Annotated in this window: 7 protein-coding genes; 4 read left to right on the top strand and 3 right to left on the bottom strand. The window is 73.5% G+C overall.

Annotated elements, in window-relative coordinates; genetic code table 11:
• The first annotated feature begins 116 nt into the window (after nucleotides 1-116).
• Entirely contained in the window at nucleotides 117-3,674 is a 3,558-nt protein-coding gene (locus tag ACIBVL_RS31645; RefSeq protein ID WP_399102463.1) for a trypsin-like peptidase domain-containing protein, read from the top strand.
• A gap of 120 nt (nucleotides 3,675-3,794) precedes the next feature.
• Entirely contained in the window at nucleotides 3,795-4,742 is a 948-nt protein-coding gene (locus ACIBVL_RS31640; RefSeq protein WP_399102461.1) for a bifunctional riboflavin kinase/FAD synthetase, read from the top strand.
• Nucleotides 4,743-4,826: 84 nt separating this feature from the next.
• On the opposite strand, the gene ACIBVL_RS31635 is transcribed toward ACIBVL_RS31640, so the two are convergent.
• From ACIBVL_RS31635 to eccE, 3 genes are all read right to left on the bottom strand, one after another.
• On the bottom strand, nucleotides 4,827-7,886 hold the full coding sequence (locus ACIBVL_RS31635) for an SCO5717 family growth-regulating ATPase (RefSeq protein ID WP_399102459.1): 3,060 nt from the start codon (nucleotides 7,884-7,886) through the stop codon (nucleotides 4,827-4,829).
• 252 nt (nucleotides 7,887-8,138) lie between these two features.
• Entirely contained in the window at nucleotides 8,139-8,849 is a 711-nt protein-coding gene (locus tag ACIBVL_RS31630; RefSeq protein ID WP_399102456.1) for a hypothetical protein, read from the bottom strand.
• A gap of 71 nt (nucleotides 8,850-8,920) precedes the next feature.
• Nucleotides 8,921-10,249, bottom strand: coding sequence for a type VII secretion protein EccE (gene eccE / locus ACIBVL_RS31625; RefSeq protein WP_399102453.1), 1,329 nt, complete (start codon nucleotides 10,247-10,249; stop codon nucleotides 8,921-8,923).
• A 199-nt stretch (nucleotides 10,250-10,448) separates the two neighbouring features.
• Here eccE and eccB point away from each other — a divergent pair, with 199 nt between their 5' ends.
• Both eccB and mycP read left to right on the top strand, forming a co-directional pair.
• A complete protein-coding gene (gene eccB, locus ACIBVL_RS31620; protein ID WP_399102451.1) occupies nucleotides 10,449-11,975 on the top strand; it encodes a type VII secretion protein EccB in 1,527 nt (508 codons plus the stop codon).
• Between the two features lie 26 nt (nucleotides 11,976-12,001).
• On the top strand, nucleotides 12,002-13,234 hold the full coding sequence (gene mycP, locus ACIBVL_RS31615; protein ID WP_399102449.1) for a type VII secretion-associated serine protease mycosin: 1,233 nt from the start codon (nucleotides 12,002-12,004) through the stop codon (nucleotides 13,232-13,234).
• Nucleotides 13,235-13,345 lie beyond the last annotated feature (111 nt).

Raw genomic sequence — 13,345 nt, 5'->3', positions numbered from 1 at the left:
CTCGGAGTGAACCGAGGGAGCGCAGGGGGGCGCGTTCGTTCCGGGGCCTGTCCTCTTGATCACCGCACGCCTACCGTCGAACCGAGGGCACGCGGGCGTGGCGGGGAGGTACGGCGATGGCGGGACGGGGCCCGCGGACACCGCGGCACGACGGCGGGCAGGACTCCGCGGTGGACCCCGCCGACGCCTGTCTGGTCCGCATCCGCGACCTCACCGGCCGCCTCCGCGGCACCGGCTTCGTCGCCGACCACCTCGGCACGGTTCTCACCAGCCACGAGGCCGTCGACGGCCTTCCCCGCCTCGTCCTGCACGGCGCCGGGGACCGCGGCTGTACCGTGACCGCCGACGCGGTCACCCCACTGCCGGAGCTGAACCTCGCCCTCGTCCGCACCGAGGGCCTCGGCACGGACCCGCTCCCGGTGACCGTCCGGGACGGCGTCCGCACCGGCACGTACGTCCGGCTGGCCGCGGGCTGCTGGCGCGAGGCACGCGTGCTGGGCGCGACGCGGGTGACGTACCCGGCCACGGACCGTCTCCACTGCCTCGACGGCGCCCTGGAACTGGCGATCGGCACGGCGGGCCGGGACGCGCTGCGGCTGGGCGGGGGCGCGGCCGGGGGACCGGTGCTCGACGCCGCGACCGGTACGGTCCTCGCCGTCCTGGGCACCGCCCTGCAGTCCGGCCACCGGGACGCCGGCTTCGCCGTCCCCCTGCGCCCGGCCGCCGCGGGCCCGCTGGCCGAGCTGCTCGCCCGCAACGCGGCGACGGTGCCCGCGTACGGCGCCGACCTCAACCTCGCGGGCGTCCTGCAGCTCACCTCCACCTCGGTGGGCTCGGACGGCCCGCCCGGCACGCTCCCCGGCCACCCGGGCCGCGGACCCGGCGCCGGGAGCGTGACACCGGTCGAACGCGCAGCGCCGGTCCGGGAGTTCGACACCTTCACCGCGGGCGCGGCGGCCGTCCTCGGCCTCGTGGGGGCCCCGGGCAGCGGTCGTACGACGGAACTCGCGGCCCTCGCCGCGCGCCGCGGCCGGGGCCCGGAACCCGCCCCCACCCTCTGGCTGCGCGGCGCCGACCTGAGAGACGAGGACGAGTCGATCGCCGACGCGGCCCGCAGAGCCCTGACCCGGGCGGCACGCATCGTGGCGGCGTCGGTCCCGGCCCGGACAGCGGAGCCGGTGGCGGGCGCGGGGGAGGCGTCAGGGCCCGTTCGAGGGGCGGGACCGGGCGCACCCTCCGCACCGGGCCCCGCCGCCCTCGGCGACCTCGCCCCCGAACGCCTCGCCCGCCTCGCCCGTGCCGCCGGCCGGCCCCTGTTCCTGCTGCTCGACGGCCCCGAGGAGATGCCGCCCGTCCTCGCGCACCGCCTGGCCGACTGGACCGACGGCACGGCACGGTGGCTGCGGGAGGCGGGGGCGCGGCTGGTGGTGGCGTGCCGTGCGGAGTACTGGGAGCGGGCGGGGACCGGGTTCCCGCCGGAGATGCTGTACGGCGGCGAGTCCGGGCCGGGTGGGACGACCGGGACGCTCCCGCCCTGTGTCCTGCTCGGTGACCTCACCCCGGACGAGGCCCGCGAGGCCCGGGCCCGTTACGCCGTCCCCGGCACCGCCCTCGCCGGCGCCGACGCCCGTCACCCCCTCACCCTCCGCCTCATCTCCGAGATCAGCGCCGCCCTGCCCGACGCGCCACCCGCCACCCCCGTCGACCGCGACGACGTCCTCTCCGCCCACCTCGACCTGATGTGCCTGCGCGTCGCCGTCCGTCTCGCCGACGAGAACGGCCTGCGCGGCACGGCCGTACGGCGGCTCGCGGCGAAGGTCTCCGGGCAGGTGCACGAGGCCGCCCGCCGCAGTCTCGGGCCGGGCCAGGGCGAGTTGGACCGGGCGTCGTTCGAGGCGGTGTTCCCCTGGGGTCCGGCGCCCGCCCGCCTCGGCGGCGGTACCGGCTGGGCGTCCGCCGTCCTCACCGAGGGCCTGCTGGTACCCGCCGGCAACGGCTACCGCTTCGCCCACGAGGAACTCGCCGACTGGATCCAGGGCGTCCACCTCGACCTGGACGGGGCCCTGCGCGCCCTCGTCCACCGCCGCCGCACCCCCGAGGGCGCCCATTCGCTCCCCGTCCCGCACCACCGCATCGGCCCCGTGGTCCAGGCCCTGCTCCTCCTCGCCCGCCAGCAGGGCACCCACCGACTCCTCGCCCGGCTCGAGGAGTTGCTCGGCGCCCTGGCGGCCGACCCGACGTCCTGGTGGGCCGCCCGGCTGCTCGCCGAGACCCTGCTGCGCGTCCCGGACGCGACCCCGTACACCGGAGTCCTGCGCCTGCTCGCCGACCGGATCGTGACGGGGGGCGGGCAGGCGGTACGGCGCCCCGAGTTCGGCCCCGACTTCTGGACGCGGCTCGCCCTCCCGGCCGAGGCCCGCCTCGACCTCCTGCGCCGGCTGGTCCTCGCCGACCCGGCCCCGGACGACGTCGGCGCACCCCGTCACCTCGACGCCGTCGCCGATCTCCTCGCCGTCGACGCCACCGCCGTACAGCCGTTTCTCACCCACTGGTTCGACGACGAGCGGCCGCTGCCCGCGACCCCGCACGCCACCGTGGCGACGGCCGCGCAGGCGCTGCTGCACACACACCGGCACCGGGCCGTGGACCACCTCCTGGAGGTCCTCGTCGGCTGTGGCCACCGGCGGGCCGACGAACTGCTCGCCGTGCTGGCGGAGGACGAACCCTCCGCGCTCTGCCGGGCCGTCGACCGCTGGGCGCACGACGAGCGGCGCGCCCGGTGGGCCGCGGCGGTGGCCCACGGGCTGCGGGCCGCCCCGCAGGTGACGACGGACGCCGACCGGGGCCTGCTGCGCCACGCGGCCCTGGCCCTGCTCGACCGCCCCGCCGACACCTCAGTGCACGGCGGTGCGCTCGCCCTCCTCGTGCGGGACCCCGAGACCCGGGACCGGCACCTCCCACAGGCGCTGGAGCGGTTCTCGGCGGGTGATCCGCACCTGCCGCCGAGCGCGCTGTTCACCGCGCTGCACACCCATCCCGACCCCGTTCTGGAAGCCGTCCGGGCCCGGCTGAGCAGCCCTGGCGCGGGCGGCACCCTGCGCGCGCTCGCCGACGTCACCCCGCCCTCGCTCGCCCGCCGGGTCGCCGCCCTCGTCCGGGAGGCGGTGGAGCGGCGGCCGGAGACCGCCGGGGACGTGGCCGCGTACGTCGACCGGCGTCTCGACCACGGGCCGGCCGTCCGAGCCGTCCTGCGTCCGCTGGTCACCGGCCTGCTGGACGGCGGCGCTCCGGAACAGGTGCGGGCCGCGCTGGCCGGCGTGCTGCTCGCCCCCGGCACCGTGGACTCACGGCCGCTCCGGCGCGAACTGCTGGACTTCCTGCTGGCCCACGAGCGGACACCCGCCGTCCTGGACGCCGTACTGCACGCGGCCACCCAGCGAAGCGGTGAGGAACTGCGCGCGCTCGTCCACCGCGCCGGGCTGCTCCTGGTCCGCACCCCGGAGGGCGGCCGCCGCTTCGACCGCGGCCTGGTCGACCTCGGGCGGCTCGTCCCGGGTTTCGCCGCGCAGGTGGTCGGCTGGCTCGCCGAGGCACCGGGGGAGTGGGCCGTGCTGGTCGGCCCCGGCACGCGCAGCGTCCTGGAGAACCTGGCGGGCGTACGGGTGCCCGCCTGACCCACGTGGGCAGGGTCACAGCGCCCATGCCGATGCGGGCAGGAAGCACCCGGCATGGCACCCTTAGACCTGCGTAAGAGGCAACGAAACATACGGACACGGGTTCGAGGAGCGGTCACAGTGCAGCGCTGGCGTGGCTTGGAGGACATCCCCGAGGACTGGGGACGCAGCGTCGTCACCATCGGCTCTTACGACGGGGTCCACCGCGGACACCAGCTGATCATCCGGCACGCCGTGGACCGCGCCCGCGAGCTGGGCGTCCCCTCCGTCGTCGTCACCTTCGACCCGCACCCCAGCGAGGTCGTCCGCCCCGGCAGCCACCCGCCGCTGCTCGCCCCGCACCACCGCCGCGCGGAGCTGATGGCGGAGCTGGGCGTGGACGCGCTCCTCGTCCTCCCCTTCACCACCGAGTTCTCGAAGCTGTCGCCGGCCGAGTTCGTGGTGAAGGTCCTCGTCGACAAACTGCACGCCAAGGCCGTCGTCGAGGGGCCCAACTTCCGCTTCGGCCACAAGGCCGCGGGCAACGTCGAGTTCCTCGCCGAGCAGGGCAAGGTGTACGACTTCGACATCGAGGTCGTCGACCTGGTGCTGTGCGGTGAGGCGGGCGGCGGCGAGCCGTTCTCCTCGACGCTGACCCGGCGCCTGGTCGCCGAGGGCGACGTCGCGGGCGCCGCGGAGATCCTGGGCCGGCCGCACCGCGTCGAGGGCGTGGTGGTGCGCGGCGCCCAGCGGGGGCGGGAGCTCGGCTTCCCCACCGCCAACGTCGAGACGCTGCCGCACACCGCGATCCCGGCCGACGGCGTCTACGCGGGCTGGCTGCACGCGGGCGGCGAGGCGATGCCGGCCGCGATCTCCGTCGGCACCAACCCGCAGTTCGACGGCACCGAGCGCACGGTGGAGGCGTACGCCATCGACCGCGTCGGACTCGACCTCTACGGTCTGCACGTCGCCGTCGACTTCCTCGCCTTCGTGCGGGGCCAGGCGAAGTTCGAGTCGCTGGAAGGGCTGCTGGAGCAGATGGCTCAGGACGTGAAGCGCTGCCGGGAGCTGGTGGCGGCGGCCGAGTAGCCGCCGTTCCGGTTCGGACAGGCCGAAGGGCGGCCGGTGTCATCGGACACCGGCCGCCCTTCGGCGTCGCTCATGGCTGTCGCGCTACTGCTGCGGGGGAGGGGGCGGGCCGCCCTCCGGCTGGGGCGGTGCGGGTGCCTGGGGGTGCTGGGGTGCCTGGGGGTGCTGCGGGTAGCCGTAGCCCGCCGGGGGCTGGGGCGGCTGGGGGTGGGGCTGACCCGGCTGCGGCGGATACGGCTGTCCCGGCTGCCCGCCCTGCGGGGGGTACGGATGGCCTGGCTGCGGCTGCGGCGGGTACGGCTGACCGGGCTGCGGTGCCTGCGGCTGGGCGTAGGGCTGTCCCGCCTGCGGCGGGTACGGCTGGCCCGGGAAGGGCTGACCGGGATAGGGCTGACCGGGGTAGGGCTGAGCGGGCGTCGACTGGCCCGGCATCGGCGGCGCGGCCACCGGGGGCGGGTTGCCGTCGCTCGTCCACAGGCCGTGCATCTGCTGGTGGCGTACGAAGTCCTCCGCGACCATCGCCGAGAGGTTGAAGTACGCCTCCCGCACCTTCGGCCGCATCATGTCGAGGTCGACCTCGGCACCCGCGGCGAGATGCTCGTCGAACGGGACGACGACCACCCCGCGGCAGCGCGTCTCGAAGTGCGACACGATGTCCTCGACCTTGATCATCTTGCCGGTCTCGCGCACCCCCGAGATGACGGTGAGGGACCGCGAGACCAGCTCCGCGTACCCGTGCGCGGACAGCCAGTCCAGGGTCGTACTGGCACTGCTCGCACCGTCGACCGACGGGGTCGAGACGATGATGAGCTGGTCGGCGAGGTCGAGCACGCCGCGCATGGCGCTGTACAGCAGACCCGTGCCCGAGTCGGTCAGGATGACCGGGTACTGCCTGCCGAGCACGTCGATCGCGCGCCGGTAGTCCTCGTCGTTGAACGTCGTGGAGACGGCCGGGTCGACGTCGTTGGCGATGATCTCCAGGCCGGACGGCGCCTGGGAGGTGAACCGCCGGATGTCCATGTACGAGTTGAGGTACGGGATCGCCTGTACCAGGTCACGGATGGTGGCCCCGGTCTCGCGGCGCACCCGGCGGCCGAGCGTACCGGCGTCCGGGTTGGCGTCGATCGCGAGGATCTTGTCCTGCCGCTCGATGGCCAGGGTGGAGCCGAGCGCGGTGGTCGTGGTCGTCTTGCCGACACCGCCCTTGAGGCTGATGACGGCGATGCGGTAGCAGGACAGCACCGGCGTACGGATCAGCTCCAGCTTGCGCTGCCGCTCGGCCTCCTCCTTCTTGCCGCCGATCTTGAAGCGGGAGGGCGCGGCGTTCGGGCGGCCGCTCTTCGCCTTCTGCTTCTTGTTGTTGAGCAGCCGGTCCGAGGACAGCTCGACGGCCGCGGTGTAACCCAGCGGCGCCGCACCGGGGTTGACCGGCTGCCGCTGGTCGTGCTGGACCGGCTGCGGCCAGGCGGCACCCAGCCGGGGATCGACGGGCTGCTGCGGGGCCTCGGGAGCGTGCGGCGCGGCTCCGTGCGGAGGCTGACCGGGGAAGCCCTGCGGAGCTCCCTGGGGGGCCTCCTGCGGGGGCGGCTGGTGTCCCTGGGGAGCGGCCGCCGGTGGCCGGCCGTCCGCCTGGTGGGGGCCCGGCTGCGGCTGCGGCGCGGCGGGCTGGGGGAAGCCGTACCCGGGTTGGGCGTTGGGTGCGGGGGGCTGCGGGAAGCCGTAGCCGTCGGGTGTGTGGGGCGCCGGGGGCTGCGGGAAGCCGTACCCGGCTTGGGCGTTGGGTGCGGGGGGCTGCGGGAAGCCGTAGCCGGGCTGGGGTGCGGGCGGGGTGGCCTCGGGGGGCGACGCGTTCCAGGCGTGCGGCGCGGGCGGTGCCGGCTGCGGCTGGACGGGCGGCTGACTGGGCGCCTGAAGGGGCGGCTGCTGGGCCGCCGCCGGGTCCGTCCGCGGGGGCAGCGGCTGCGGCTGGGCGGGCCACTCGGCCGCCGGCGCGGGAGCGGCGGGCTCGTACGAGGGCGGCAACGGCGGCAGCCCGGGCTGGGGGGCCTGCGGGGCCTGCGGGGCCTGCGGAACCTGCGGGGGAGTCCAGGTGGGCGGCCAGGGGGCAGCCACGCCCTGGGGTGCGCCGTCCTGCTCCTCCGCGCCGTCCTGCTGCTCGGCGGTGTCCGTGGAGGCGCCCTCCGGCGCGTCGCCGTCGGCGGAGCCGTCCTGCTCTGCCGCGCCCTTTGCGGAAGCGGTGCCCTCGGCCTCGGCCCCCGCCTCCGTCCCGGCATCGGCGTCCTGAGCCGCGGCCTCACCGGAGGCATCCGCCTCGGAAACGGCCTCCTGGGACTCGGCGGATCCCTCCTGGGCCGCAGCGTCGCCCGACGCGGATGCCTCGGGAGTCCCGTCACCCGCTTCCCCGGCGACGGCGGCAGGCGCGTCGTGCGTGTTCGGCGTGCTCTCCGTCGTCTCGGCCTTCTCCGCGTCGACCGGGGCGGTTTGCTCGGCGATCTGCTGCTTGAGGGCGGCGGAGGAGAAGCGCATCGTGGCGCCGCTCTCCAAGTCCCCGCTCCCGGAACCGCTCTCCTCGCCGACCGGCGTTGGCACGGCAGCCGGTGCCTCGGCCTGCGGTGCCGTCGGTTGCTGGGCCTGCTGCGGCTCGAACCCACTGTTCACGGGAAGCCCGGGCACGGCGACGGGCTCCCCGGTGGGAGGGGCGATCGGCGCGGGTGGCGCGAACGGTGCGTGAGGGGGAGCGAAGGGCGCGTGAGGGGCGGACGGAGCGACCGGCGGAGCATACGGCGCCGCAGGCGCCGCGTTCGCGGACGGCATGTTCGCGGGTGGCATGTTCGCCGGAACCCCAGGCATCCCCGGCACACTCGGCGGGGCCGGGGCCGGGGCCGGGGCCGGGGCCGGGGTGGGTGCCGGAGCCGGTGGGGGCGCGGGCGCGGGGGCCGGAGTCGTCGGTGTTGGCGGAGGGGCGGCACCGGCGTTCCCTCCCGAGTCCGCCCCCGGCCCCCCACCGGTGTTCTGCGTGTACCAAGCGGGCGGCGCGTAGTCGATGGTGAACTCGCCCGTCATCTCGATGGCGGACTCCGCGTCGGGCTGGTCATCGCCGGGTGTGGCCCAGCCCCCGCGCGTCCCGTCCCGATCGCTGCTCACAATTCCTCCTGGTGTGGTCGAGCACCCTCACGCACCGTCATGTCGTGCGGCGGGCACCCCTTTCTCGTCGTAAGAAGTGGTTTCGAGGCCGTCCGTGATCGTCCGACGCACCGGCCCTCCCCGGAGACGCCGACGCCCACCCTCGGTTTCCGGCATCGCTCCCCGCACCAGCCTAATCATCAGATGCCCTACCCCGGCAGGCCCGCCCACCCCTCAGAAGCTCTCAAAGCCCCCAAATGCCCGGAAGACGCCTCAGTCCATGCGCCGGGGCGTGCCCAGCAGCCCGATCTCCGCGTCCGTCGGCTGAGTCATCACATATTGCCGGTCCCGGTCGGCGCACCACAGTGTGAAACCGTCGACGAGCGTCGGCAGGACTTCGACGTTCTCCCTGGGCAGCGCCAACGCGCGGCCCACTTCCACGGCTTCGTCCGGCGAGATCCGCTGCACACCGACCAGCCGGGCCTGGCGTATCAGCCGTGGTGCGACCGGGCTGAGGTAGGGCAGCAGGGTCAGCACGGCCTGCCAGGGACCGGACGCGACCCGTCCGCGCGGCGGGCGCATCCCGCAGTCCCGCACCACCAGCACGGGTGTGCCGGCCGAGGTGCCCTGAGGGGGCACCCGGCCGACGTCGTACACGGCCAGGCCGTTCTGGCCGCCGCCCATGGCGTGCACCATCTGCATCCAGGCCTGGGGCCTCCCCGTCTCCACGGCGACGCGTGCTCCCGTGGCCGCCGCCCGGAGGGCGATGATCTGCGCGGTCCACAGCCCGCCGATGAGGACGACGTCGTACGGGGTCGGCCGGTTGAGCCCCAGCACGGCGGGCCGGCCATCCGCGTCCACACCGATCACGACACCGTCGTCCCCGATGGGCAGTGCGAGTGCTTCCAGTTGCTCCGGGGAGACGGAGTGCCGCGCGTGCCGCGGACCGATCAGCCCGAAGCCCCTGCGCAGGAGTCCGCCCATCCGTGGGAGCGCGGGCGACTGCGGCTCACCCCGACCGGCGGCCGACTGCCCCGCACGTGTGGGTATCGCCGTCACCGGGCACCTCCGAGCGGGAGAGTGGCGAGCATGCCGGGCACCTGTTCCCGGTCGAGGCGGGCAAGTCCCGTGCCCGTGTGGCGTGCCGCAGCCTGCAGAGCACGTCGGGCGGCGACGAGTTCGTCGTCGCCACGCCCGGTCACCCGCAGATGTCCGCACAGCGACAGCTCCCGCCGCTCTCCGCGCGTGAGCGTGAGGCTGAAGGTGGTGGCGAGCGCGGGGACGGCCGTGACCAGGGCGACGAACTGCGGCAGCGACGGCGCTCTCTGGCCGCCCAGTGTCGGCCACCGGCGGATCCAGTAGGTGGTGTGTCTGCGGTTGTCGCAGCGCCAGCTCCGGCCGGTTTCCTCGGTACGCCGCTCCCGGGTGTCCGTCCGCCCGACCTCCGCGGTCACCAGCGGGTTGGCGCAGGCCGAGGTGGCGATGGCGGCGGTCAGCTGTTCCTCGTCGAGAAGGGTGGCTCGGAATCCTCCCCCGGCCAGTCGGCTCGCCAGGTGGTCGGCAACACGTACAACGCACTTCTGCGCCCCGACGAGGCCACCGCCGCGCGCCGCCACGGCTTCCGGGCACAGCTCGGGATCGAGCTTCAGCGCGATCCATGTGATGCGCACGGCGGGCGCACCGGTCTGCTCCTGCAGCGGCGCGTAGTTGGCGACGGCCACGGACTGCTGGGGCAGATGGATGGCGGGTGCGGGCTGAGTGTGCAGCACGATCTGCGCCGACTCCAGCCGGATTCCGTCGACTTCGAGGGCGTCGCGCACCAGGGCGAGCGGAAGCGGCTGCCGAGTCCGCTCGGCCCGCAGAGCGGTGGCGTCGGCCTCCACCTGCAGAACGGCGGTGACGAACGTGCCGTCACCGATGATCCCGACGGGCCGTCGGTCGCGGCTGCCGTAGGTATGGGTCCGCAGGCTCGGATCACACTCCACGGCCGGCGCCAGCCCCGGCTCCGTCCCCGTCGGCACGGGCGTAGTCGCGGCCCTGCGCTGCCGCGCCCGCAACGCACGGGCCGTGGCCAGCCATTCGGGGAGGGAACGGCCGCGGCGGCGGAGGAACGTGAGCGCGACGAGGACGCCCGCGATGACGGTGGCCACCACGAGGGCTACGACACCGACCACCCAGCCGACGACGAGAACGGCGGCCGCGATTTCCAGCTGCACAAGTCGTTGCAACCGGGACGATCCGCCCTGTCCGTGCGACGTACCCAGCCGGAGGGCGTCCGGCTGCCCACTCCCTGCGCGTGGTTGCCGTGGCGGCTCCGGCCGGGCTGCCGCAGAGCGTCGCGCCTGCGACCGGTCACCGGACCGGGCCCGTGTTCGCGAAGCCATCACTCCATCCCCCGATTTGCTCGCATTTTGTTGGTATTCCAGCACCACACAGGGCACTTGAGGGTCCAGGTACCCTACCCGTTCCACAAGTCGGCGCGGGTACCAGGCATAGTAGGGGGCCGGTACGACAGCTGGAGGGCGGGGGATGGTACACCCGCCGAGCGCGGGCCGCGGGGAACACGGGGAGAGACAGGCACAGATGGCATCTCGGCGGGATCAACTCAACGCCTACACCTTCGCGAAGCGCCGCACACTCGCGTCCTTCGTCCAGCCCACTCCGTCGGGTTCCGAGGAAGGCGCCCCCAAACCTCTGGGCGCGGTCTTTCCCGGCATCATCGTCGGGGTGGTCATCCTCGCGGTGTTCGGCGGTATCGGCCTGTTCAGTCCGACGGCGCCCGTCGGGTGGGACACGCCGGGGGAGCACGTGATCGTCGCGAGCGACTCCACCACGCGGTACGTGGTGTTGAAGACGGGCAAGGAGACGCAGCTGCACCCTGTCCTCAACATGGCCTCCGCCAAGCTCCTGCTGGACCCCGGCAAGGACAGCGTCATCACCGTGGACGAGGACGTACTGGACAGCGGAAAGCCCCCGCATGGAGCGACGATCGGCATCCCCTACGCCCCTGACCGCCTGCCTTCCGCCGACGAGGCGGAGTCCGACAAGCGCTGGGTGGTCTGCGAGCGCCCCGGCGACGGCGGCCGGGCCATCCAAAAAGCGGCGTTCGTCTTCGCCGAGAAGGACTGGTCCAGGACCGAGGGCGGCAACAGGCTCTCCCGGGGCGACCTGTTGTATGTCGTCGGGCCGGACGGCAAGACCCAATACGTCGTCGACGCACAGGGCACCGCGTACCAGCTGGCCGACCCCACTGACAAGGAACTGCTCAAGGCCCTCGACACCCAGGGCCGTGCTCCGCAGCGGGTCTCGCAGGAGTGGCTCGACACCCTCCACAAGGGGGATCCGATCTCCATCCCGAAGATCGACGGAACGCCCGGCACCAAGGCAGGTGCCTCCAGCAGCCTGCAGCAGTACGACAAGGTGGGCATGGTCATCAAGGCGTACGACGGCCAGGTGATGGAGTACTACGTGGTGCTGCCCGGACGTGTGGCGCGCATCTCCGAGTTCACCGCGACGCTGCTGCTCAACAGCGGCGCGCTCGTGGACGCCGGACAGGCGGGCGAGGCGCAGCAGGTCAGCCCCGGCGCTGTCGTGGACAGCACGACGTTCGACGGGCAGAAGAACTGGCCGACGCGCAAACCGAAGACGGTGAACAACGGCTCCAGCGGTTCCACCGGCCGCAACACGGTCTGCAACGTCCTGCGCTCGGTGGACACGGGGAACGGCAGGACGACACTTTCCACCTGGGTGAGTACGGACTTCCCGGCCAAGCTCCCCACGGGCTCCTCCAGCGCCTACGTCACCCCCGGGTCCGGCCTGCTCTTCCGGCAGTTCCAGGGCACGGAGACGAAGGCGGGCGGCGTCTTCCTGGTCACCGACACCGGCCTGCGCTACGCCTTGCAGTCCAACAGCGACAGCGCCACGGATGACAAGGGCATCGGTTCCTCCGCCGGGCAGCGCAAGGAAGAGCTGAACGAAGCGCAGATCGCCCAGACCCGCCTGGGCTACGAGAAGGTGAATCCCTCGCCCGTCCCCGCGGAGTGGTCGACGTTCCTTCCGACAGGCCCGCGGCTGTCGGAGGCGGCGGCGCGACAGCCGCAGGGCTCGTAGCCGGTTCCATGGAGGAGAGCGAGCTCATGTTGAGAACGGCAGCCTTGGCCACCGCAGCCGCCTTCATCGGGACGACCGCGGTGTTCGCACTGCCCCCGACCGCGGCCTGGGCCGACGACGGCGGCCAGTGCACGTTTCCGTCGAAGAGGTACGAGGGCCGTCCCTGGGCGCTGCAACGCGTCAACCTCGACGCACTCTGGGCGCAGTCGACGGGCAAGGGTGTTCAAGTGGCCGTGATCGACACTGGCGTGGACGTCAAGAATCCCCAGCTCAGCATGGCCGTAGACGCGTCGAAGGGCAAGAATCTGCTGCCTGCCGAGAACTCCGAGGGCGAGAAGATCGACCGCGGAAACAACCAGGGGACCACGGACGCCGTCGGCCACGGCACGCGCGTGGCCGGGATCATCGCGGCCCGCCCCGCCAAGGGGACGGGCTTCGTGGGCTTGGCACCGGACGCCACGATCATCCCCATCAAGCAGAACAACGCGGAGGGCGACGGCACCGCCCTCACCCTGGCGGAGTCGATCCGCTACGCGGTCGACGAGGGCGCCGACGTCATCAACATCTCCCAGGACACGGCGAACGCCGTCGAACCGGCCCCGAGTCTGAAGCAGGCCGTGGACTATGCCCTCGACCGCCAGGTAGTGGTCGTCGCCTCGGCCGGCAACGACGGCTTGGGGGGCAATGTCAAGGTCACGTACCCGGCGTCGTACGGGGGTGTCCTCGCAGTGGCGGCTTCCGACCGGAACAACGAACGTGCTTCCTTCTCCCAGTCGGGCGAGTTCGTGGGAGTGGCTGCTCCCGGCGTCGACATGGTTTCGACGGTCCCCGGCGACGGCCACTGTTCCGACAACGGCACCAGCTTCTCGGCTCCGTACGTGGCCGGAGTGGCAGCTCTTCTGAAGTCCAAGTATCCCAAGTGGACGGCTCGCGAGATCGTCGCACAGATCGAACAGACGGCGGAACGATCGATCTCCGGCCACGACCGCCTGGTCGGCTGGGGCGTGGTCGACCCGGTCAAGGCCTTGACGGACGTCGACCCGGCGAACCCGGTCGAGTCTCCGAAAGCCGAGGAGGGAGTGACGAGGGCCGAGGCTCCCGCGGTCGCCCCCCTGCACCTCGGCGAGACGGCGGAGGAACGTAACACCCGCCTGGCGACGTACGCGCTGGTGGGGGGACTCGTCGTGGTGGCGGGCCTGAGCGGGACGGCCGTGGCTGTGCGCGATGCGCGGCGGAGGAAAGCCGGCGTGAGGCGGTGACCGCGGAACGGACGTCCACACCAACGAGGCATCGGGGCAGGGAATCATGGATGCACTGACCGAGTTGAGTGTCATCGGCTTCGTCGTGGCCGCGGTGTTGCTGGTTATGGC

Source organism: Streptomyces sp. NPDC049687 (assembly GCF_044465285.1).
Taxonomy (GTDB): Bacteria; Actinomycetota; Actinomycetes; order Streptomycetales; family Streptomycetaceae; genus Streptomyces.
Note: the sequence above shows the minus strand (reverse complement) of the source record. Positions and strands in the feature narration are given on the sequence as shown.